Below are 22,552 nucleotides of genomic sequence, written 5' to 3' on the forward strand. Positions count from 1 at the left end.
ATCCGCGAGGTCCTAGATGAATTTCGATTACACCCCGAAGGTTCAGGCGTTGCGCGAAAAGCTGCTCGCCTTCTTCGACGAGCACATTTATCCGAACGAGCAGGCGTTCTATGCGGAGATTGCGCGCAATCGCCAGAACGGCAACGCATGGGTGCCGACGGATCTGGTCGAGCAACTCAAACAGAAGGCGCGCGACGCCGGCTTGTGGAACCTGTTCCTGCCCGACTCCGTGCGCGGCGCCGGGCTGACGAATCTCGAATACGCGCCGCTGTGCGAGATCATGGGCCGCGTGCCCTGGGCGCCCGAAGTGTTCAACTGCAACGCACCCGATACCGGCAACATGGAAACGATCGAGCGCTACGGCAGCGAGGACAACAAGCGCGAGTGGCTCGAACCGCTGCTGCAAGGCCACATCCGTTCGGCGTTTCTGATGACGGAGCCGGAAGTGGCGTCGTCGGATGCGACCAACATCCAGACCAGCATCGTGCGCGATGGCGATTACTACGTGATCAACGGCCACAAGTGGTGGTCGTCGGGTGCGGGCGATCCGCGCTGCAAAATCTATATCGTGATGGGCAAGACCGATCCCGACGCACCGCGCCATCAGCAGCAGTCGATGATCCTCATCCCCGCCGACGCCACCGGCATCACCGTGCACCGCCCGCTGACCGTCTTCGGTTACGACGACGCACCGCACGGCCACATGGAAATCACGCTCGATAACGTGCGCGTGCCCGCCACCAACATGCTGCTCGGCGAAGGCCGCGGCTTCGAGATCGCGCAAGGCCGGCTCGGGCCGGGGCGCATCCATCACTGCATGCGCTTGATCGGCCTCGCCGAGCGCGCGCTCGAACTGATGGCGAAACGCTCGCTGCAACGCGTCGCGTTCGGCAAGCCGGTCGCGGCGCAAGGCGTCACGCAGGAACGCCTCGCCGAGGCGCGCTGCATGATCGAGCAGGCGCGCCTGCTCACGCTGAAAACCGCCTACATGATGGACACCGTCGGCAACAAAGGCGCGCGCGGCGAGATCGCGATGATCAAGGTGGTCGCGCCGAACATGGCGTGTCAGGTGATCGACTGGGCGATTCAGGCGCACGGCGGCGGCGGCGTCAGCGACGACTTTCCGCTCGCGTATGCGTATGCGTCGGCCCGCACGCTGCGCTTCGCCGATGGTCCCGACGAAGTGCACCGCAACGCCATCGCCAAACTCGAGCTCGCGCGTCATATGGATACGGACGCGGCGGCTCGTGTGCAGATGCCGGTCACGCGGGTCTGAGCGCGCCCGCCAGTGAGCCGACGTCAATGCGCGCCTCGAAGGGGTTGTAGCGTCGAGTGTGGTTCGCGGCGGCGCCAGCAGTATCGTGCGAACTATGCTCTAATTTTCGTCATGGCGGCGCCTTGTTTCGGCGCCGCTTTCACGAACAAGGAGCCAGGATGATCGACGTCTATAGCTGGGCGACCCCGAACGGCCACAAGGTCCACATCATGCTCGAGGAGACAGGCCTCGCGTATACCGCGCACGGTGTGAATATCGGCGCGGGGGACCAGTTCAAACCCGAATTTCTCGCCATCAGTCCGAACAACAAGATCCCGGCGATCGTCGATCCCGACGGCCCGAAAGGCGCCGACGGTAAACCTTTCGCGCTGTTCGAGTCGGGCGCGATCCTGATGTATCTCGCTGAGAAAACCGGCAAGTTTCTACCGACCGATCCGGCCGCGCGCTATTCGGTACTGCAATGGCTGATGTTCCAGATGGGCGGCCTGGGTCCGATGCTCGGGCAAACGCACCACTTCCGCATCTACGCGCCCGAGCCGATCGAATACGCGATCAACCGCTACACGAACGAGACGCGGCGCCTGTATGGCGTGATGGACACGCAACTCGGCAAGACGCGGTACCTCGCGGGCAACGACTATACGATCGCGGACATCGCGGCGTTTCCGTGGACCCGTTCATGGAAAAATCAGGGCATCGACCTCGACTCGTTTCCAAACGTGAAGCGCTGGCATGAGGAGATTGCGGCGCGGCCGGCGGTGATGCGTGGCGTCGAAGTGCTGGCGTCCGCCCGTGTACCGCTGATGGACGACAAGGCTAAAGAGATGCTGTTCGGCGCGACGCAGTACGCGAAGCATTAGTCTTTTCCGCTGCACAGGCAAGGGCATTCCCGTTTCTTCGGCTCAGCCGATTGCTCGCTGCTCATCGCTCACTGCTGCGAAAAAAGCGCGAGCCGGCATGCATGCCGCTCGCGCTTTTTTACGACATGTCCGCGCAGAAACGCTAGAAGTAATGCCGCGTGATGAACTCTGCCACACACACCGGCCGTTCGCTGCCCTGCCGCTCCAGCGTCACGCTCCATTGGACCTGCACGCCTGCGTTATCGACATCCGTGACCGCCTCGACCGCGAATTTCGCGCGCAGTTGCGAATCGACCAGTACCGGCGATGTGAACCGCACGCGGTTCAGCCCGTAGTTGACGCCCATGCGTTGTTCGATCGCGACCGTCTTGCCGAGCAGAGCAGGAATCAACGACAACGTCAGAAAACCATGGGCGACCGGACCGCCGAACGGCGACTCGCGCCGGGCGCGCTCCGGGTCGACATGAATCCATTGATGGTCGCCCGTGGCCTCGGCGAAACGATCGACCTTCGCCTGATCGACGGTCAGCCATTCGCTAACCAGCGGCTCGGTGCCGATCAGCGCACGCAAAGCCGCCGCATCAGGCAGAGTCGCCGCAGGCGCCGCGACGGCGGTCATACCGCGGCTCCCGGATGACGTAGTCCAAACATGCCCTTCGAGCGCACCGTGATCACCGTTTCGCCATGCTGATTGATTCCCTCCCAGCGCGTCGACACGATGCCGCGGTCCGGCTTGCTCTCCGATACACGCTTGTCTATCACGACGTTCATCATCGTGATCGTGTCGCCGACTCGCACCGGCTTTAACCAGCGAATCTCGTCGATACCGGGCGAGCCCATCGACGTGGAGCCCGCCAGCACGTTGCGCACCAGCATGCCCATCATCACCGAACAGGTGTGCCAGCCGCTTGCTACCAGCCCGCCAAACGGCGACTCGGCCGCCGCAGCCTCGTCCAGGTGGAACGGCTGGGGGTCGAACTTCTGCGCAAACTCGACGATCTCCTCACGCGTGAACGTGTGCTTGCCGACTTCCGTGGTCGTGCCGGCTTCCATGTCCTCGAAACTCAATCCCATCGTCGCACCTCTTTTTGTCCGGTTGAACGGGTTGATCAGGCTTCGGCCGTCATGAAGCCAGGCAGCGCGGCGAACCGCGCGAGATGATGATCGACATCACCCAATGTGGTTTCGATGATGGCGAGGCGCTTGAACAGATGCGCCGCGGCCACTTCGTTCGTGACGCCCATGCCGCCGTGCAACTGCACCGCCTGTTGCCCGACGAAACGCGCGGCCTGACCGACCCGCACCTTCGCGGCGGAAATAGCGCGGCGGCGCTCATCCACGTCTTCGCTCGAATAGCGCATCGCGGCCAGATAGGTGATGGAACGCGCCTGCTCGGCGTGGATCAGCATGTCGACCATGCGATGCTGCAACGCCTGGAAGCGCGCGATCGGCTGGCCGAATTGCTGCCGTGTCTTCGTGTAGTCGACGGTGGCGAGATTCAGCGCGTCGAGCGCGCCGATCGCTTCCGCGCACAGCAGCAACGTGCCGTAGTCCGCAATGTGTTCGAGCGCTGCCGCGCCCGCATGTTTGCCGGCGAGCCGGCGTGCCGGCGTGCCGCTGAACTCGAGCGTCGCGGCGCGTTGCCCGTCGATCGTGCGGTAATCCGTGACCGCGACGCCGGCCGCGTCGCGCGCAACGACAAAGAGCGCGATCTCGCCGTTCAGCCGGGCCGGCACGATCCACGCATCCGCTCGTGCCCCGTGCAGCACGACCGATTTGGTGCCGGTGAGGGTGTGCTGCTCACCCTGCCCGCTTGCTGTCGTCTTTAGTTCGAACAAGTCATAACGCGCGTGCGGCTCGTGAAATGCCACGGCCAACTTGAGCTCGCCTTGGGCCGCGCGTTCCAGCAGCGATGCGTCTTCCCCCTCGCCCGTGCCCGCGAGGCGCAGCGCCTCGAGGCCAACCGCGGTCGCCCAATACGGCTCGACGACCAATGCGCGGCCAAGCTCCTGCATCACCACCAGCATGTCGATCGGACCGCCGTTGAAGCCGCCCTGCGTCTGCGGCACCGGCAGCGCGATCAGACCCAGTTCGGTAAAGGCCGCCCAGTGCGTATCGGACACGCCGGACTCCGAGCGCACGATCGCCTGGCGCGCTTCGAACCCATAGTTCTTATCCAGGTAGCGGCGCAGCGCGTCGGCGAATTGCTGCTGTTCGTCGTTGAAAGTGAAGTCCATGCGCCGCTCCTCAAAGTCCGAGAATCATCTGCGCGATGATGTTCTTTTGAATTTCGTTCGAGCCGCCGTAAATTGACGTCTTGCGGTAGTTGAAGTAGTAGGCGGCCAGCGGCGCGGCATCGTCGTCGCCAGCGAGGCTGTGCTCACGCTCGCCTTCGAGGAACGGCACGTCGAACGGTGCCGCGAGCGGCCCGACGGCATCGAACATCAGTTCGGTCAGGCCCTGCTGCACTTCCGTGCCCTTGATTTTTAGCATCGATGCCTCCGGTCCCGGTCCACGCCCGCCGGCCTCATTGGCGACCACGCGTTGCACGGTGACTTCGAGCGCCATCAACTCGATCTCGAGACTCGCGACTTTGGCAGCGAATACCGGATCCTGCAGCAGCGGTTTGCCGTTCTTTTTCTGATTCAGCGCAACGCGTTTCAGGAATGCGAGTTCGCGCTTCGACGAACCGACGCGCGCAATGCCCGTGCGCTCGTGGCCGAGTAAATACTTCGCATACGTCCAGCCGCGATTCTCTTCACCGACCAGATTCTCCACCGGCACTTTCACGTCTTCGAAAAACACTTCGTTGACTTCGTGATCTTCGTCGAGCGTGATGATCGGCCGCACCGTGATGCCCGGCGTCTTCATGTCGATCAGAAGGAAAGAGATGCCCTCCTGCTTCTTCGCGCCGCTGTCGGTGCGCACGAGGCAGAACATCATGTCGGCATACTGACCCAATGTGGTCCAGGTTTTCTGACCGTTGACCACGTAGTGGTCACCAACGCGCTCGGCGCGTGTACGCAACGACGCCAGATCGGAACCGGAGCCCGGCTCGGAGTAGCCTTGGCACCACCAGTCCGTGCCGTCGAGAATGCGCGGCAAATAATGGCGCTTCTGTGCGTCGTTACCGTATTTCATCAGCACCGGCGCGACCATCGACACGCCGAACGGCAGCACCGAAGGCGCGCCGATACGCGCGCACTCTTCTTCCCAGATGTGCCGTTGGGTCGCGTCCCAGCCCGGGCCGCCGTATTCCCGAGGCCACGCAATCGCCGACCAGCCGCGCGTGCCGAGCAGCTTGTGCCAACCTGCGAAGTCGTCGCGGCCAAGACGCTTGTGATTGAGTACTTTGTCGCTTAGCTCGCGAGGCAGGTTCGCTTCGAGCCAGGCGCGGATGTCGACGCGGAATGCGTCGTCAGCGGGGGAATAGTCCAGATTCATGCGTAGTGTCTCCTGGCCGCCACCACCCGCCGCCAGGGAGCCACCGCGCTATTGCAGCGGCTCCTTCAGGGCGGCCGGGACCGGAAGCGGCATCACTTCGATGCCTTCTTCGACCAAGGCACGCGCATCTTCAGGTGTCGTGACACCGCGAATGTTGCGTGCAGGCGCTTCGTTGTAGTGAATGCGCCGCGCTTCCTCGGCGAAGCGGTCGCCCACGTTCTCAGTCTTTTCCAGTACCTCGCGCAACGCACGCATGACACGCGCCTGCATTTCACCTGCGCCCGCCGGTTTCGCGTCGGTCGTGCCCGACAGATTCAGGCGGGGCGCCGACGGTAAGCGGCTGACTTCATTCGCACCGCAGATTGGACATTCGACGAGCTTGCGGGACTGCTGCGACTCGAAGTCATCAGACGAAGCAAACCAGCCTTCGAACCGATGGCCATGCGGACACTGTAAATCGAGGACCTTCATGTGGAATCAGGGCTTGCGTGCCAGTTTAGCGCAAAACAGAATTTTGTGAACGATCGTTCGGAAAATTTCTCGAACGACGCACCGCTGTCAGATGCTGCGGATAAATCTGACAGGGTGCGCGATTTTAACGCTTTGCGCAAAGGGCTGCCGACGACAAGCTGAAGTGTGAGACGGGAGCCAGCCCGCACACAAAACGGAGTCGCCACTCATAATCGGCCTCCGCAGTCTTCGCGCGCTAGCCGCCGCCGTCATGGCTTCTATGCCACAAGACTCGCGAGCTCGCGGTTGAGCCGCGGTTCGAGTTGATGCGCTTCCCTGGCAAGGTTGATCTGCTTCGCCGATTTTGCGACGTCCGCCACGTCTGCCTTGATGTCGTACCCACCACGCTCGGACAGCCACTCAAGAATGTCCGACAGATGCCATACCGATGCACTGCCCTCGTGGACCGGTGGCGGGAAGTCGGTTGAGTGGCTCAGCATGAGCTTGCGCATGTTTTGCCGCGACACGCCCGCAACCTCGGCAACATCAGACAGGCCGACGAAATCAGGACCCGCTTCGACGAGCCGCGCTGACGGCACTGCTCGTTTCAAATCTTTGAGCGCACTGACCAATGCCTCGAACGCGGAACCCGCTTCGCGAGAAAAAAGCAGCGCGATGCGGCCAGGTTGCCCCACGCCCACTGTTGCGTCGTCGCACCCTGCTTCGCCCAGACGTTCGACGATCTCGTCGGAATCGCAGTCGTCCGCCGCGAGCCGGTACTTCAAGGTGAACACATATTCCATACGTTACTCCTGCGTCATTCAGCCTTAACCCTTCGCCGTTGAATAATCATGCCCCCACCGGCGCGCCGAACAGTTGTCAACGATGCGCCGCAAGTGCCTTGCGTGGTTGCCCGGATTCTTCGGCGTACTCCAGACACTCGATATGCAGAACTCTCCGCAACGACATTCCGCGTCGTTGTAAGGACAGTAAATTTTTCCCCACGCGTGGCCTTTACCGCCGCGTTGAACCCGCCAGCCGTGTCGCTCCGCATGGGCCAATGCGGCCTCGATCTCTTTCTTGGCGTGCGTTCCTCTCACCATCGACACCCTCCCAATTTAGCGGCTTCCAAACAGGTTGTCAAGTGACAACCTGTTTGGAAGGTAATCCAGCCTCGCCTGCATGCTTCGTTATCCAAAACAAACAGGGCGTGCCCGCCATTCCGCGGAAGATCCATACTAGTACTACGACAAGCGCCTGGCGAGACAGCCGGATGGCATAGGAAAATGGCGCTTTTTCAGAGGCGCAAAAAACCTCGCTCGATATCGCGGCCCCTATCAAACACAAAGCCCCTGCCGGTCATGGACCGACAGGGGCTTCTTCCAGAAGACTTCAAACCGATGCGCGCCGCGCACGCATCGCGCGTCGCAGCGTTACTCCGGCGCCGCCATCGCCCACTCCCCCGACAGCACCTTCTCCAGCCAGAACGTGCCGATGATCGTCTTCACATCGGTGATCTTGCCGGTGCGGACCCACTCGGACATCTCGGCCAAGGTCGCGGTGAATATCTCGAGGAACTCGCCCTCGTCAAGCTTGCGCTCGCCCGCCGTCAGACCGCGCGCGATATAAATGTCGATAAACTCGGTTGAATAAGAAATGATCGGGTGAATGCGCGTCAAATACACGTATTCACGTGCGGTATAACCGGTTTCCTCGCGCAGCTCGCGTATCGCGCACGCCAGCGCACCCTCGTTCGGATCGAGCTTGCCGGCCGGATACTCGACCATGACCTTGCCCATCGGATAGCGGTACTGGCTTTCCAGCAGCACGCGGCCGTCGTCGAATAAAGGAATCACCATCACGGCGCCCGGATGCTGGACGTATTCGCGAGTCGCGTGCTTGCCGTCCGGCAGTCGGACGGTATCGCACTTGAGCGTCAGAAACGGGCCTTCATGGACCGTCTTGCTGTCGACACAGGTCTCGGTAAGCGCGGCGTCGTGATTGGGAAGTTCAGCCATATGCGGACCTCGGGACAACTTGGTGCGCGACGGCGAGACGCCGTCAGCGGCGTTTGACCAGATATTGGAAGGTAAAGCCAGGGAAGGCGAATACGACGAACAGGGCGAACGTGATCGCATAAAACTGCCAGCCCTGTTCGAAGCGGTTCCCCGCTCGCGCCTCGAGCAGAAAACCGAGCGCGCCGACCACGAAGTACAGCACGATCAATTCGGCGATCCGGATCCACGCGCTCTTCTTCGCCGCTTTCAACGGTACCGCGGCGAAGAGACGCTGATTCAGGAAAGGCAGGTTGGCGCCGACGAGCGCCAACAGCACGATAAACCAACCCGCAGCCGACATCAGAGCAGCAGCGTGTGCTGGATAGCCTGCAGGCAGGCACGCAGCAGCGGATCCGGGACGATACCGAGCACCAGCACCGCGACACCGTTGAGCGCGAGCAGCGCACGCGTGCCGGTGTCGGCGACGATCGGCGATTTGTCTTGCGGCTCGTCAAAGTACATCAGCTTGACGATACGCAGGTAGTAGAACGCGCCGAACAGCGACGTGATCACCGCCAGCACCGTCAGCCAGGTCAAGCCTGCGTTCATGGTCGCCTGCAGCACCGCGAGCTTCGCATAGAAGCCGACGGCGGGCGGAATGCCGGCAAGCGAGAACATCATGATCATCATCACGAACGCGAACACCGGGCTGCGCTGATTCAGGCCCTTGAAGTCCTCGAGCGTGTCCGCTTCGAAATCGCGGCGCGCCAGCAGCATGATGACACCGAAGGTGCCGAGCGTCGTGATCAGATAGACGATGCTGTAGAACATTGCCGAGCCGTACGCGCTAGCAGCGCCCACGGTCTTCTGGTCGACCACGCCCGCCAGCAGGCCGAGCAGCACGAAGCCCATGTTCGAGATCGCCGAGTACGCGAGCATGCGCTTGACGTTGCGTTGCACGATACCGGTGATGTTGCCGACGATCAGCGACAGCGCCGCCAGAATCACCAGCATCTGCTGCCATTCGACCGCGAGCGGCAGCAGGCCCATCACGAGGAAGCGCAGGCCCCACGCGAATGCCGCCACCTTCGGGCCGCCGCCGACGATCAGCGTCATCGCCGTCGGAGCGCCCTGATACACATCAGGCACCCACATGTGGAACGGCACCGCGCCCATCTTGAACGCCACGCCCGCCACGATGAAAATCACACCGAACAGCAACACGCCCGGATCGTAATGGCTCGAGCCGATCGCCTTGAATACTTCGTTCAGGTCGAGCGAGCCGGTCGCGCCGTACAGCATCGAGATGCCGTACAGCAGGAAACCGGAAGCCAGCGCGCCGAGCACGTAGTACTTCATCGCAGCTTCGTTCGACTGCGGCACCTCGCGGCGCAGCGCGATCACCGCGTAAAGCGACAGCGACATCAACTCCAGACCCAGATACAGCGTCAGGAAGTTGTTGCCGGAGATCATCACGAGCTGGCCGAGCAGCGCGAACATGCCCAACAGGAAGAAGTCACCGCGGAACAGATTGCGATCTTCGAGGTAACGGCGCGAATAAACGATCGATACCGCGTAGCCGAGCGACACCACCGCCTTCATCACGCTGGCGAACGGATCCACCACGTACATGTGGCCGAAGAAATAGTGCACTTGCGGGTCGAACGCATTCACCGCAAACCAGACGCCGGCAACCAGCGTCGAGAAGAATGCGATGAAATACGTGGTACGGCGACCGTCCTGGCCGACGAACGTGTCGTTGAGCCACGCGACGACAACGGCGAGCATCACCAGTGCGTCGGGCAACAGAGCAGTCATAGGGGCGTTTTGCATGGTCTTTAAATTCCTCCGCTCGGCGTTACTGAGGCAACGGCAGCTTCGATTGCGCAACGTGGGAGAGGAGGTTTTCCACGGATACGTGCATCACATCGGTAAAGGGCTTCGGATACAGGCCCATGAACAGCGTCAGTGCGGCGAGCACTGCCAGCATGAAAAATTCGCGGCGGTTGATATCGAGCAGGCTCTTCACATGATCGTTGGCGATCGCGCCGAAGTACACGCGCTTGTACATCCACAGCGTGTAGGCCGCGCCGAGAATCAGCGTGACTGCCGCACCGCCGGCGATCCAGAAGTTGTACTGGACGGCCGCGAGAATCACCATGAACTCGCCGACAAACCCGGAGGTGCCCGGCAACCCGCAGTTGGCCATCGAGAACAGCATCGCGAACGCGGCGAACTTCGGCATCACGTTCACGACGCCGCCGTAGTCGGCGATCTGGCGCGAGTGCATACGGTCGTACAGCACGCCAATGCTCAGGAACATCGCGCCCGACACGAAACCATGCGAAATCATCTGCACGATCGCACCTTCCGCGCCGAGCTGGTTGAAGATGAAGAAGCCGAGCGTGACGAAGCCCATGTGCGCGATCGACGAATACGCGACCAGCTTCTTCATGTCGGCCTGCACCATGGCGACCAGACCGATGTAGATTACGGCGATCAGCGACAGCGTGATGACGACCGGCGCCAAAAAGTGGCTTGCATCCGGCGTGATCGGCAGCGAGAAGCGCAGGAAACCGTAGGCGCCCAGCTTCAGCATGATCGCGGCCAGCACGACCGAGCCGCCGGTCGGGGCTTCCACGTGCGCGTCAGGCAACCACGTGTGCACCGGCCACATCGGCACCTTCACGGCGAAGGCCATGAAGAACGCGATGAATAGCAGCACCTGTGGCGTCATCGCGATCTGCGCATGCTGCCACGTGGCGAGGTCGAACGTGCCGGTCTCGACGTACAGGTACAGCAACGCAACCAGCATCAGCAGCGACCCCATCAGCGTGTACAGGAAGAACTTGAACGCCGCGTACACGCGGTTCGCCCCGCCCCACACGCCGATGATGATGTACATCGGGATCAGCGTCGCTTCGAAGAACACGTAGAACAGCATGCCGTCAGCCGAGCTGAACACGCCGACCATGATGCCCGACAGGATCAGGAACGCCGCGAGATACTGCGCGACGTTCTTTGTGATCACTTCCCACGCGGAGATCACGACGATCACCGTGATCAATGCGGTCAACACGACAAACCACATCGAAATGCCGTCGACACCCAGGTGATACGAGATGTTGAAGCGTTCGATCCAGTTCGCCTTTTCGACGAACTGCAGATCGGCAGTGCTCGAATCGAAACCGGTGATCAGCGGGATCGTCACGAGGAAGCTGACGACCGAGCCGATCAGCGCGACCCAGCGCGCGGGTGCCGGATTACGGTCGGAACCGATAGCCAGAACCAGAAGACCGACGAGGATCGGTAACCAGATCGCGATACTGAGAATCGGATAAGCGTGCATTAGTGTCCCTCGCCTTATTTGCCGCCGAGCGTTACAAACAGGGTCAGGAGCCCCAACATGCCGATAATCATGGCAAACGCGTAGTGGTAGATGTAGCCGGATTGGAGGAAGCGGATCACGCCGGCAAACCAGCCGATAAAGCGTGCGCTGCCGTTGACGATGCCGTCGATCACGACGACGTCGCCTTCCTTCCAGAGACCCCGGCCAATTGCCACGGCGCCCCGCGCAAACACGACTTCATTGATCTTGTCCATGTAGTACTTGTTATCGAGCAACGTGTAGATCGGGCCGAATGCGCGCTTGATGACAGCCGGCAGATCCGGGCGAACGAGGTACAGGAACCATGCGACCACCACGCCGGCGAGCGCGAGCCAAACCGGCAGACCCGACACCGAGTGCAGCCCCATCGACGCCCAGCCGCGGAACTCCTCGGCCATCTCGTGCAGCGCCGGATGGTTTTCGCTGATGTAGATCACTTTGTCGAACGCCACGCCATGCTGGAAGAAGTCGCCGTACAACATCGGACCGACGCCGATCGCACCGATCACCACCGACGGAATTGCCAGCAGCACCAGCGGCAACCACACCACCCACGGCGTTTCATGCGGCTCGTGCGCGTGGTCGTCGTGACCGTGGCCATGGCCGTGGGCGTCGTGACCATGCGCGTCATGCGCATGCGCCGCGGCTTCGATGCCCATCGGCGATTCCGGATGCTTCGGACCGCGGAAACGCTCTTTGCCGTGGAACACCAGGAAGTACATACGGAACGAATACAACGCGGTAACGAATACGCTTGCCACCACCGCGAAGTACGCGAAGCCAGAACCCGGCAGATGCGATAGCTTGACTGCGTCGATGATCGAGTCTTTCGAATAGAAGCCCGAGAAAAACGGCGTACCGATCAACGCCAGCGAGCCGACCAGCGACGTGATCCACGTGATCGGCATGTACTTGCGCAGGCCGCCCATGTTGCGGATATCCTGATCGTGGTGCATGCCGATGATCACCGAGCCCGCGCCGAGGAACAGCAGCGCCTTGAAGAACGCGTGCGTCATCAGGTGGAACACGGCGACGGAATACGCCGACGCGCCCAGCGCGACCGTCATGTAACCGAGCTGCGACAGCGTGGAATAAGCCACCACGCGTTTGATGTCGTTCTGGACGATCCCGAGGAAACCCATGAACAACGCGGTAATGGCGCCGATGACCATGACGAACGACAGTGCCGTGTCCGACAGCTCGAACAGCGGCGACATGCGCGTGACCATGAAGATACCGGCCGTCACCATGGTCGCCGCGTGAATCAGTGCGGAGATCGGCGTCGGGCCTTCCATCGAGTCCGGCAGCCAGACGTGCAGCGGGAACTGCGCCGATTTACCCATCGCACCGATGAACAGGCAGATGCAGGCCACCGTCAGCAAACCCCAGTCCGTGCCGGGGAAAGTCAATGCCGCGAGTTCGGTGCGCTTCGCGAACACGTCGCCGTAGTTCATCGAACCGGCGAACGCGAACAGCAGGCCAATACCCAGCAGGAAACCGAAGTCGCCGATGCGGTTCACGATGAACGCCTTCATGTTCGCGTAGATCGCAGTCGGGCGCGTGAAGTAGAAACCGATCAGCAGGTACGACACCAGGCCCACCGCTTCCCAGCCGAAGAACAGCTGCAGGAAGTTGTTGCTCATCACGAGCATCAACATCGAGAACGTGAACAGCGAGATGTACGAGAAGAAGCGCTGGTAGCCGTCGTCGTCGGCCATGTAGCCGATCGTGTAGATGTGCACCATCAGCGACACGAAGGTCACCACGCACATCATCATCGCCGTCAGCGAGTCGACCAGGAAGCCTATTTCGAATTGCGTCTTGCCGATCGCCATCCATTGATAAACAGTCGCGTTGAAGCTCGCGCCGTCCAGCACCTGGAAGAACACGATGGCCGACAGGATGAAGGAGATCGCGACACCGAGGATCGTGACCGAATGCGCCCCCGCTCGCCCTACCGCTTTGCCGAACAGCCCTGCAACCAGGCAGCCCGCGAGCGGTGCCAGCGGGATCGCCAACAACAGGTTTTCATTGAGTATCGTGGACATAACCGCTTTTCCTGAAATTAACCTTTGAGCTGATCGAGATCCTCGACATTGATCGTGTCGAGGCTACGGAACAGGGTCACCAGAATTGCGAGACCGATCGCCGCTTCCGCCGCTGCAACCGTCAGCACGAAAAAGACGAAGATCTGGCCATGCACGTCGCCCAGGTAATGCGAGAACGCGACGAAATTGGTGTTCACCGCAAGCAGCATCAGTTCGATCGCCATCAGGATGATGATGACGTTGCGGCGGTTCAGGAAAATGCCGACGACGCTGATCGCAAACAGGATCGCGCCGAGGACAAGGTAATGGGCAAGGGTCAACATGATTTCTATCTCCTGTCCGCTCAGCTGTTCTTGGCAGAGGCCTGTTCGGCCGCTGCCGCCGCTGCGGCGGCTTCTTCTGCCGCGACGGTTGCCGCGGTTTTTTCCGACGCCATCTTTACCACGCGCACACGGTCCTGAGCGCGCACCTTGACCTGCTCGCTGACGTTCTGGCGTTTGCTATCTTTCTTGTGGCTCGTGGTCAGTGCGATCGCCGCGATAATCGCCACCAGCAGAACGAGGCCGGCGATTTCGAACGCGAAGATGTAGTCGGTGTAGATGACCTTGCCGATCAGGCGGGTGTTCGACCAGTCGCCCATGCCGTTCGCGGCCGCCGTGGTGTCGCGCAGCGCGGTGCCGGTCGCGCCGTAGCCGTGCCACAGGATCAGTGCGGTTTCGATCACGATGATCGCGCCCACCAGCGTGGCCATCGGCACGAAGCGTTTGAAGTCTTTGCGCAGTACGTCGAGATTGATGTCCAGCATCATCACGACGAACAGGAACAGCACCATCACCGCGCCGACATAGACCAGCACCAGCAGGATCGCAAGGAACTCGGCCTCGAGCAGCATCCAGATCGCGGCTGCGTTGAAGAACGCCAGCACCAGAAACAGTGCGGACGACACCGGGTTGCGCGAGGTGATCACCTTCAGCCCCGAGACAATCAGGAGCAGCGCGAAGATGTAGAACAGTACGGTCGTGAATTCCATGATTACCGGTTCATCGTTAGGCCATCGTCAGGCATTGTTCTTTGGCACGCGTGGTGAGCAAAAGCGGACGAAACCGCCAGAACTGCCGCACAGGTGCGCCGTGCCGCGGCGTTCAGGCCGCGGCGTCCGGCCCGACAACAGGCCGTGTTACTGCTTTTACTGCTGCTTTTACTGCCGCGCTTACCCCATTAGCCGGGAAACGCTTCAACGATACGGTGCGTCGGCTGCCTTGTTTGCAGCGATCTCTGCTTCATAGCGGTCGCCGACGGCCAGCAGCATGTCTTTCGTGAAGTACAGGTCGCCGCGCTTTTCGCCGTGATACTCGAGAATGTGCGTCTCGACGATCGAATCGACCGGACAGCTTTCTTCGCAGAAACCGCAGAAGATGCACTTGGTCAGGTCGATGTCGTAGCGCGTCGTACGACGGGTGTTGTCCGCGCGCGTTTCCGATTCGATCGTGATGGCGAGCGCCGGGCACACCGCTTCGCACAGCTTGCAGGCGATGCAGCGCTCTTCGCCATTCTCATAGCGGCGCAGCGCATGCAGACCGCGAAAACGCGGCGAGATCGGGGTCTTCTCTTCCGGGAACTGCACGGTCACCTTGCGCTGGAACGTATAACGTCCGGTCAGTGCGAGGCCCTTGAGCAATTCCGTCAGGAAGAAGGTCTTGAAAAAATTTTGGATTGCGGTCATGGGTTCATCCGCCCTTTATTTCCAGATGTTCAACGGCGACATGATCCAGAAGCCGACCACCACCAGCCACACCACGCAGACCGGAATAAAGACTTTCCAGCCCAGACGCATGATCTGGTCATAGCGGTAGCGCGGAAATGTGGCGCGCGCCCAGATGAACACCGACAACAGCAAGAAAACCTTGAGGACCAGCCAGAAGATGCCCGGGATGAAGGACAGAAACCCGAACGGAGCGCTCCAGCCACCAAGGAACAGCGTTGCAGCCAATGCCGAAATCACGATCATGTTGATGTACTCGGCAAGGAAGAACAGCGCGAACGCCATCCCCGAGTAATCGATCATGTGGCCCGCGACGATTTCCGACTCGCCTTCCACCACGTCGAACGGGTGACGGTTCGTTTCGGCGATGCCCGAGATAAAGTACACGACGAACATCGGCAACAGCGGCAGCCAGTTCCACGACAGGAAGTTCAGGCCGTGCGACGCGAAGAAGCCGTGCTCCTGCGAACCGACGATACCCGACAGGTTCAGCGTGCCGGCCGTCATCAGTACGACGACGAGCGCGAAGCCCATCGAGATTTCGTACGACACCATCTGCGCCGCGGCGCGCATCGCGCCGAGGAACGCGTACTTCGAGTTCGACGCCCAACCGGCCAGAATCACGCCGTACACGCCGATCGACGAGATCGCCATTGCATACAGCAGACCCGCGTTGATATCGCCGAGCACCGCGCCCGCCTGGAACGGAATCACCGCCCAGACCGCGAAGGCCGGCACCACCACCATGATCGGCGCGATCAGATAAATCCAACGGCTCGCCTGCGCCGGCTGAATCACTTCTTTCAGCAACAGCTTCAGCACGTCGGCGATCGGCTGCAGCAAACCTGCGGGGCCGACGCGGTTCGGGCCGAGACGCACGTGCATCCAACCGATCAGCTTACGTTCCCAAAGAATCAGGTAAGCCACGCACAGCAGGATCACGACGGCTACCACCAGGATGCGCACTAGCGCCCACACCGTGGGCCATGCCACACCGAGAAGCTGGGTGCCGCCCGAGTTGATCGTATCGAACAAGCTCATTTACGCCTTCTCCACCACCAGTTCACCGAACAGGCTGCCCAGCGCTGCACCGGCAGGCGTAGCCGCCGATACGCGGACGACCGTCTCCGCAAGATTCGCGTCGCGCACGGCCGGCAACTGCACCGATTGCTCGCCCTGGCGCACGCGCACTGCGTCGCCTTCCTTCAAACCCAGTTTGTCGAACAGCGCAGCAGGCAGGCCGACCGAGTTCGCCGCGCGTGCCGCCGCCGTCAGGTGCAGCGAATCCGCGCGACGCGCGAGCGCGTCGGCGTGGTAGATCGGCACGTTGGCGATGCGCTCGAACTTGTCTTCAGCCGCTTTCGCCGCCTTGCCACGCGCCACCGCAACGCCCGTCCTGTTCGACAGACGCGAGCTCAGATCGCCGTCGCCGAGAGCGGCCACGCGCACTTCTTCTGCCGTGTCGAATTCGAAGCCCGGTACGCCGAGCAGGCTGCCCAGTACGCGCAACACTTTCCATGCCGGACGCGTATCGCCCAATGGACGCACGACGCCGTTGAACGTCTGTGCTGTCCCTTCGGCGTTGACAAACGTACCGGCCGTTTCAGTGAACGGCGCGACCGGCAGCAGCACGTCGGCGTATTCGGCGCCGATCTGGAACGGCGACATCACCACGACCATCTCAGCCTGCTTCAGCGCCGCAAGCGCCTGCGCCGGATTGGCCGTGTCGAACTCCGGCTCGACGTTCAGCAGCACGTAGCCCTTGCGCGGCTGCTCGAATACTTCGCGAGCGTTCAGACCGCCTTCTCCCGGCAGCGCGTTCACGAGATGCGCGCCGACCGTGTTGGCCGCTTCCGTGAGGAAGCCGAGCGTTGCGCCGGTTGCGTCCGCGATCCACTGTGCGGCAGCGTGAATGACCGCGAAGTCCGGATGACGGACCGCGACGTTACCGAGCAATACGAGACGGCGTTCACCAGTGGCGAGCGACTTCGCGACCTGCTTGCTCGCCTCCGTAGCCTGCGTGCCGGCGAATGCTTCAGGCAGTGCAACGCCGTTGGCTTCCGCAATCGCGCCCGCGATACCGGCCAGTGCGTCGAGCCATGCCGACGGCGCCGCGACCACGCGTTGCGCCTGCGGAATCAATGCGTCTTCGCTGGTGGCTTGCACGAGCGTGAGCTTCGCGCCGTTCTTCGCCGCCTGACGCAGACGCGCTGCGAACAGCGGATGATCGCGGCGCAGATCCGAACCGATCACGAGCGCCGCGTCGACGTTCGACAATTCGGCGATTGCCGTGCCCAGCCATGGCGCGCCGTTGGCCGGTGCGGAGAAATCCGACTGACGCAGACGGAAATCGACGTTCGGCGTGCCGACCGCTTGCGCGAGCTGCTTCAGCAGGAACAGTTCTTCGACCGTGCTGTGAGCGCTGCCGAGCGCGGCCAGCGCGTTCGCGCCGTGGTCGCCCTTGATGCCCTTCAGGCCCTTGACCACGTACTCGAGCGCGGTCTGCCAATCGGTTTCGACCCACTTGCCACCTTGCTTGAGCATCGGCTGCGTCAGACGCTCGGGGCTGTTCAGGGCTTCATACGAGAAGCGGTCCTTGTCCGAAATCCAGCATTCGTTGATCGATTCGTTTTCGAACGGCAGAACCCGCATCACGCGATTGTTCTTCACCTGCACCACGAGGTTCGCGCCGACCGAATCGTGCGGGCTCACCGACTTGCGACGCGACAGCTCCCACGTACGGGCGCTGTAACGGAACGGCTTGCTGGTCAGCGCGCCGACCGGGCACAGATCGATCATGTTGCCCGACAGTTCGGAGTCGACCGTCTTGCCGACGAACGAGGTGATTTCCGAATGCTCGCCGCGGCCCAGCATGCCGAGTTCCATCACGCCGGCAATCTCCTGGCCAAAGCGGACGCAACGCGTGCAGTGGATGCAACGCGACATCTCTTCCATCGAGATCAGCGGGCCGACGTTCTTGTGGAACACCACGCGCTTTTCTTCGCTATAACGCGACGCCGACTTGCCGTAACCCACGGCCAGATCCTGCAACTGACACTCGCCACCCTGGTCGCAGATCGGGCAATCCAGCGGGTGGTTGATCAGCAGGAATTCCATCACGGCTTGCTGGCCCTTGACGGCCTTGTCCGACTTGGTGCGCACGATCATGCCCGCCGACACCGGCGTCGCGCATGCGGGCACGGCCTTAGGCATCTTCTCGACATCGACCAGACACATCCGGCAGTTGGCCGCAATCGACAGCTTCTTGTGATAGCAGAAGTGAGGAATGTACGTGTCGACCTTATGCGCAGCCTGGATCACCATGCTGCCTTCAGGCACCTCTACTTTCTTGCCGTCTATTTCAAGTTCAACCATGATGGTCAATCTTCCTTAACCTGTTACCGCTCAATCGTTCGCCTGTTCATCGCCGTGGCAGGCGATGAATCCCGCGGTTGACGTGTTCGTCTGGTGGTTATCTGGTGGGCCAGCCCAGCTGGCCAACTCAAGCGGCCACTGTTTCCGTCGCCGCCGCTGCGCCGGCATGACCGCCGGTGAGGCAATGCTTGTGGGCGACGTGATATTCGAATTCGTCCCAGTAGTGCTTGAGCATGCCGCGAACCGGCATGGCCGCCGCGTCACCGAGCGCGCAAATCGTGCGGCCCATGATGTTTTCCGCGACCGAGTTCAGCAGATCCAGATCTTCCGGACGCCCGAGCCCATGCTCGATACGATGGACGACGCGGTACAGCCAGCCCGTGCCTTCACGGCAAGGCGTGCATTGACCGCACGACTCTTCGTAATAGAAATACGACAGACGCAGCAGCGAGCGCACCATGCAGCGCGTTTCGTCCATCACGATGACCGCGCCCGAACCGAGCATCGAGCCGGCCTTGGCGATCGAGTCGTAATCCATGTCCGTCTGCATCATCATCTCGCCCGGAATCACCGGCGCCGACGAACCGCCAGGAATCACGGCCTTGATCTTCTTGCCGCCGCGGATGCCGCCGGCGAGTTCCATCAGCGTGGCGAACGGCGTGCCGAGCGGAATTTCATAATTACCCGGACGCTCGACGTCACCCGACACCGAGAAAATCTTCGTTCCGCCGTTGTTCGGCTTGCCGATTTCGAGGTAATTCTGCGGACCGATCGCGAGCAGGAACGGCACTGCCGCGAACGTCTCGGTGTTGTTGATCGTGGTCGGCTTGCCGTACACGCCGAAGCTCGCGGGGAACGGCGGCTTGAAGCGCGGCTGGCCTTTCTTGCCTTCCAGCGATTCGAGCAGCGCGGTTTCTTCGCCGCAGATGTAAGCGCCGTAACCGTGATGCGCATGCAGTTCGAACGAGAATCCGGAACCCATGATGTTCTCGCCGAGGAACCCGGCGCGGCGCGCTTCGTCCAACGCCTGTTCAAAGCGTCGATAGACTTCGAAGATTTCGCCGTGAATATAGTTGTAGCCGACCGTGATGCCCATTGCGTACGCGCCGATGGCCATGCCTTCGATCAGCGAGTGCGGATTGAACCGCAAAATGTCGCGGTCTTTGAACGTGCCCGGCTCGCCTTCGTCCGAATTGCAGACGAGGTACTTCTGCCCAGGGAACTGACGCGGCATGAAGCTCCACTTCAGACCGGTCGGAAAGCCTGCACCGCCACGGCCGCGCAGACCCGACGCCTTGACGTCGGCAATCACCTGCTCGGGCGGAATCTTTTCTTCCAGAATGCGGCGCAGCTGGGCGTAACCGCCGCGCGCCACATAGTCTTCGAGATGCCAGTTGTCGCCGTTCAGGCCGGCGAGAATCAGCGGTTTGATGTGACGATCGTGTAAAGACGTCATTTCGAAAGTTCCTCGAGCAGCTGGTCGATCTTCGCGCGGCTCATGAAGCTGCACATGCGATGGTTGTTCACCAGCATCACCGGCGCGTCGCCGCACGAACCCATGCACTCACCTTCTTTCAGGGTGAACTTGCCGTCGGGTGTGGTTTCGCCGAAGTCGATGCCGAGCTTCTGCTTCAGGTAATCAGCGGCGCTGTCGGAACCGCCGTCCGGGCCGAGCTGGCACGGCAGGTTCGTGCAGAGCGTGATCTTGTGCTTGCCGACCGGCGAGGTCTCGTACATCGTGTAGAAGGTAGCCACCTCCTGCACGGCGACCGCCGGCATGCCGAGATAGTCCGCGACGAACTGCATGAGTTCGGGCGACAGCCAGCCATGCTCTTCCTGAGCAACGGCCAACGCCGACATCACGGCGGACTGTTTCTGATCGGCGGGATACTTCGCGATCGCGCGATCGATTTCTTTCAGGCCTTCAGCTGAGATCATTTTCAGACACGACTCTTTCAATTCCTACCGAACGAAAACCCGTCGCTCATTCATGCTGCGACAGACCCGGCGTTCCTTTGCTTGACGCGTGTCCCCGGTGCAATCTGAAGACACGCGCCGATGAATACGTCCTAGCGATCCACTTCGCCGAACACGATGTCCTGCGTGCCGATGATCGTCACGGCGTCGGCGATCATGTGGCCGCGCGCCATTTCGTCCAGCGAGGACAGGTGCGCATAGCCCGGCGCCCGAATCTTCAGGCGATACGGCTTGTTGGCGCCGTCCGAGATCAGGTAGATGCCGAACTCGCCCTTCGGATGCTCGACCGCCGCGTACGCCTCGCCTTCGGGAACGTGGAAGCCTTCCGTGAAGAGCTTGAAGTGGTGAATCAGCTCTTCCATGTTCGACTTCATGCCGACGCGCGACGGGGGCGCAACCTTGTGATTGTCGATCATCACGGGGCCTGGATTCTTGCGCAACCACTCAACGCACTGTTTCACGATACGTGTGGATTGGCGCATTTCTTCGACGCGCACCAGATAGCGGTCATAGCAGTCGCCGTTCACACCGACCGGAATGTCGAAATCGAGCTTGTCGTAGACTTCGTACGGCTGCTTCTTGCGCAAATCCCATTCGATGCCCGAGCCGCGCAGCATCGCGCCGGTCATGCCGAGCTGCAGTGCACGTTCCGGGCTGACCACGCCGATGCCGACCAGACGCTGCTTCCAGATCCGGTTGTCGGTGAGCAGCGTTTCGTATTCGTCGACACACTTCGGGAAACGCGTGAAGAAGTCGTCGATGAAATCGAGCAGCGAGCCTTGGCGGTTCTCGTTCATCTTCGACAATGCCTTGGCATTGCGGATCTTCGATGCCTTGTACTGCGGCATTGCGTCGGGCAAATCGCGATAGACACCACCCGGACGATAGTAGGCCGCGTGCATCCGTGCACCGGACACCGCTTCGTACACGTCCATCAGGTCTTCGCGTTCGCGGAACGCATACAGAAACACTGCCATCGCACCGACGTCGAGCGCATGGGCGCCGATCCACATCAGATGGTTCAGCACGCGCGTGATCTCGTCGAACATCACGCGAATGTATTGCGCGCGCACCGGCACGTCGATGCCGAGCAGCTTTTCGATCGCCATCACGTAGCCGTGCTCGTTGACCATCATCGACACGTAGTCGAGACGGTCCATGTACGGCACGGACTGGATGAAGGTTTTGGTTTCGGCGAGCTTTTCAGTCGCGCGATGCAGCAGACCGATGTGCGGATCGGCGCGCTGGATGACTTCGCCGTCGAGTTCGAGCACGAGACGCAGCACACCGTGCGCTGCCGGATGCTGAGGGCCGAAGTTGAGCGTGTAGTTCTTGATCTCTGCCATGGCGTTCTCTTAGTGTTTCAGACCGCCATAGCGATCCTCGCGGATCACGCGCGGTGTGATTTCCCGCGGCTCGATCGTCACAGGCTGATAGACGACGCGCTTCTCTTCCGGGTCGTAACGCATTTCGACGTAGCCGGAGACAGGAAAATCTTTACGGAACGGGTGACCAATGAAACCGTAGTCAGTCAGAATGCGGCGCAGGTCCGGGTGGCCTTCGAAGACGATGCCGTACAGGTCGAATGCTTCGCGCTCGTACCAGTTGACCGAATTCCAGATTTCGACGGCGGACGGCAGGATCGGCACTTCGTCGTCCGGCGCGAATACGCGCAGACGCAAACGCCAGTTATTCTGTACCGACAACAAATGCAGAACGGCCGCGAAACGCGGGCCGTCGTAAGCGCCGTCGGCGTAGGTCTGATAGTCGACGCCGCACAGGTCCACGCATTGCTCGAAACCGAGCGAGCGGTCGTCCCGCAGACGCGTTGCCACATCGAGGTAGTCGCTTGCCTTTACGACGATCGTCAACTCACCGATCGCTTCGGTGGTGCTCAGCAGGAGGCCGCCAAAGGCCGCCTCGAGGTTCTCTTTCAGGGTCTCGAGTTTGCTTGCCATATTGTGGGGGAGGCGTT

At 61.3% G+C, this 22,552-nt stretch carries 23 protein-coding genes; 2 read left to right on the forward strand and 21 right to left on the reverse strand.

All coding sequences use genetic code 11. The features are described from left to right. Window positions 1-16: 16 nt before the first annotated feature. Window positions 17-1,276 (forward strand): acyl-CoA dehydrogenase family protein, encoded by a 1,260-nt coding sequence (locus CIC12_RS20465; protein ID WP_168666412.1) that lies wholly within the window; start codon window positions 17-19, stop codon window positions 1,274-1,276. A gap of 158 nt (window positions 1,277-1,434) precedes the next feature. Further along, entirely contained in the window at window positions 1,435-2,136 is a 702-nt protein-coding gene (locus CIC12_RS20470; RefSeq protein ID WP_168666414.1) for a glutathione binding-like protein, read from the forward strand. A 142-nt stretch (window positions 2,137-2,278) separates the two neighbouring features. On the opposite strand, the gene CIC12_RS20475 is transcribed toward CIC12_RS20470, so the two are convergent. The 21 genes from CIC12_RS20475 to CIC12_RS20570 form a co-directional block, all read right to left on the reverse strand. Beyond that, window positions 2,279-2,755: a MaoC family dehydratase gene (locus tag CIC12_RS20475; RefSeq protein WP_168666416.1), complete on the reverse strand. Its 477-nt coding sequence runs from the start codon at window positions 2,753-2,755 to the stop codon at window positions 2,279-2,281. Beyond that, window positions 2,752-3,210, reverse strand: a complete 459-nt coding sequence (locus CIC12_RS20480) for a MaoC family dehydratase (RefSeq protein ID WP_168666418.1) — start codon at window positions 3,208-3,210, stop codon at window positions 2,752-2,754. Before CIC12_RS20480 ends, CIC12_RS20475 begins: the two co-directional genes overlap by 4 nt. 35 nt (window positions 3,211-3,245) lie before the next feature. Beyond that, window positions 3,246-4,373 (reverse strand): acyl-CoA dehydrogenase family protein, encoded by a 1,128-nt coding sequence (locus CIC12_RS20485; protein ID WP_168666420.1) that lies wholly within the window; start codon window positions 4,371-4,373, stop codon window positions 3,246-3,248. 10 nt (window positions 4,374-4,383) lie between these two features. Further along, complete coding sequence (locus tag CIC12_RS20490; protein ID WP_168666422.1) at window positions 4,384-5,580, reverse strand: acyl-CoA dehydrogenase family protein; 1,197 nt, start codon at window positions 5,578-5,580, stop codon at window positions 4,384-4,386. A gap of 48 nt (window positions 5,581-5,628) precedes the next feature. Then, window positions 5,629-6,051: a DUF1178 family protein gene (locus CIC12_RS20495; RefSeq protein ID WP_168666424.1), complete on the reverse strand. Its 423-nt coding sequence runs from the start codon at window positions 6,049-6,051 to the stop codon at window positions 5,629-5,631. Between the two features lie 257 nt (window positions 6,052-6,308). Continuing rightward, the gene (locus tag CIC12_RS20500) at window positions 6,309-6,833 is read right to left on the reverse strand and encodes a helix-turn-helix transcriptional regulator (protein ID WP_168666426.1); all 525 of its coding nucleotides are present in this window, start codon (window positions 6,831-6,833) and stop codon (window positions 6,309-6,311) included. Window positions 6,834-6,857: 24 nt separating this feature from the next. Then, window positions 6,858-7,133, reverse strand: coding sequence for a hypothetical protein (locus CIC12_RS33260; RefSeq protein ID WP_238812751.1), 276 nt, complete (start codon window positions 7,131-7,133; stop codon window positions 6,858-6,860). 330 nt (window positions 7,134-7,463) lie between these two features. Then, window positions 7,464-8,048 (reverse strand): NUDIX domain-containing protein, encoded by a 585-nt coding sequence (locus CIC12_RS20505; RefSeq protein WP_168666428.1) that lies wholly within the window; start codon window positions 8,046-8,048, stop codon window positions 7,464-7,466. A gap of 43 nt (window positions 8,049-8,091) precedes the next feature. After that, window positions 8,092-8,388, reverse strand: coding sequence for a DUF2818 family protein (locus CIC12_RS20510; protein ID WP_007175603.1), 297 nt, complete (start codon window positions 8,386-8,388; stop codon window positions 8,092-8,094). Then, a complete protein-coding gene (nuoN, locus tag CIC12_RS20515) occupies window positions 8,388-9,860 on the reverse strand; it encodes an NADH-quinone oxidoreductase subunit NuoN (protein WP_168666430.1) in 1,473 nt (490 codons plus the stop codon). Before nuoN ends, CIC12_RS20510 begins: the two co-directional genes overlap by 1 nt. Window positions 9,861-9,885: 25 nt before the next feature. Continuing rightward, window positions 9,886-11,376, reverse strand: coding sequence for an NADH-quinone oxidoreductase subunit M (locus CIC12_RS20520; protein WP_168666432.1), 1,491 nt, complete (start codon window positions 11,374-11,376; stop codon window positions 9,886-9,888). A 14-nt stretch (window positions 11,377-11,390) separates the two neighbouring features. Next, window positions 11,391-13,463 carry an NADH-quinone oxidoreductase subunit L gene (gene nuoL / locus CIC12_RS20525; RefSeq protein WP_168666434.1) on the reverse strand — a complete coding sequence of 691 codons (2,073 nt, stop codon included), beginning with the start codon at window positions 13,461-13,463 and terminating at the stop codon, window positions 11,391-11,393. A gap of 17 nt (window positions 13,464-13,480) precedes the next feature. Continuing rightward, window positions 13,481-13,786 (reverse strand): NADH-quinone oxidoreductase subunit NuoK, encoded by a 306-nt coding sequence (gene nuoK / locus CIC12_RS20530; protein WP_013339863.1) that lies wholly within the window; start codon window positions 13,784-13,786, stop codon window positions 13,481-13,483. Between the two features lie 20 nt (window positions 13,787-13,806). Then, complete coding sequence (locus CIC12_RS20535) at window positions 13,807-14,493, reverse strand: NADH-quinone oxidoreductase subunit J (RefSeq protein WP_168666436.1); 687 nt, start codon at window positions 14,491-14,493, stop codon at window positions 13,807-13,809. A 204-nt stretch (window positions 14,494-14,697) separates the two neighbouring features. Beyond that, window positions 14,698-15,186: an NADH-quinone oxidoreductase subunit NuoI gene (gene nuoI, locus CIC12_RS20540; RefSeq protein ID WP_012432383.1), complete on the reverse strand. Its 489-nt coding sequence runs from the start codon at window positions 15,184-15,186 to the stop codon at window positions 14,698-14,700. A 15-nt stretch (window positions 15,187-15,201) separates the two neighbouring features. Continuing rightward, window positions 15,202-16,266: an NADH-quinone oxidoreductase subunit NuoH gene (gene nuoH, locus CIC12_RS20545; protein WP_168666438.1), complete on the reverse strand. Its 1,065-nt coding sequence runs from the start codon at window positions 16,264-16,266 to the stop codon at window positions 15,202-15,204. After that, window positions 16,267-18,600: an NADH-quinone oxidoreductase subunit NuoG gene (nuoG, locus tag CIC12_RS20550; protein ID WP_168666440.1), complete on the reverse strand. Its 2,334-nt coding sequence runs from the start codon at window positions 18,598-18,600 to the stop codon at window positions 16,267-16,269. Window positions 18,601-18,727: 127 nt separating this feature from the next. After that, window positions 18,728-20,056: an NADH-quinone oxidoreductase subunit NuoF gene (nuoF, locus tag CIC12_RS20555; RefSeq protein ID WP_168666442.1), complete on the reverse strand. Its 1,329-nt coding sequence runs from the start codon at window positions 20,054-20,056 to the stop codon at window positions 18,728-18,730. Continuing rightward, a complete protein-coding gene (gene nuoE / locus CIC12_RS20560) occupies window positions 20,053-20,538 on the reverse strand; it encodes an NADH-quinone oxidoreductase subunit NuoE (RefSeq protein WP_168666444.1) in 486 nt (161 codons plus the stop codon). Before nuoE ends, nuoF begins: the two co-directional genes overlap by 4 nt. A gap of 131 nt (window positions 20,539-20,669) precedes the next feature. Then, window positions 20,670-21,923, reverse strand: a complete 1,254-nt coding sequence (locus tag CIC12_RS20565) for an NADH-quinone oxidoreductase subunit D (RefSeq protein WP_168666446.1) — start codon at window positions 21,921-21,923, stop codon at window positions 20,670-20,672. Between the two features lie 9 nt (window positions 21,924-21,932). Continuing rightward, window positions 21,933-22,535, reverse strand: coding sequence for an NADH-quinone oxidoreductase subunit C (locus CIC12_RS20570; protein WP_168666448.1), 603 nt, complete (start codon window positions 22,533-22,535; stop codon window positions 21,933-21,935). Window positions 22,536-22,552: the final 17 nt, after the last annotated feature.

The sequence above is a fragment of the Paraburkholderia sp. SG-MS1 genome, assembly GCF_012275575.1.
GTDB lineage: Bacteria > Pseudomonadota > Gammaproteobacteria > Burkholderiales > Burkholderiaceae > Paraburkholderia.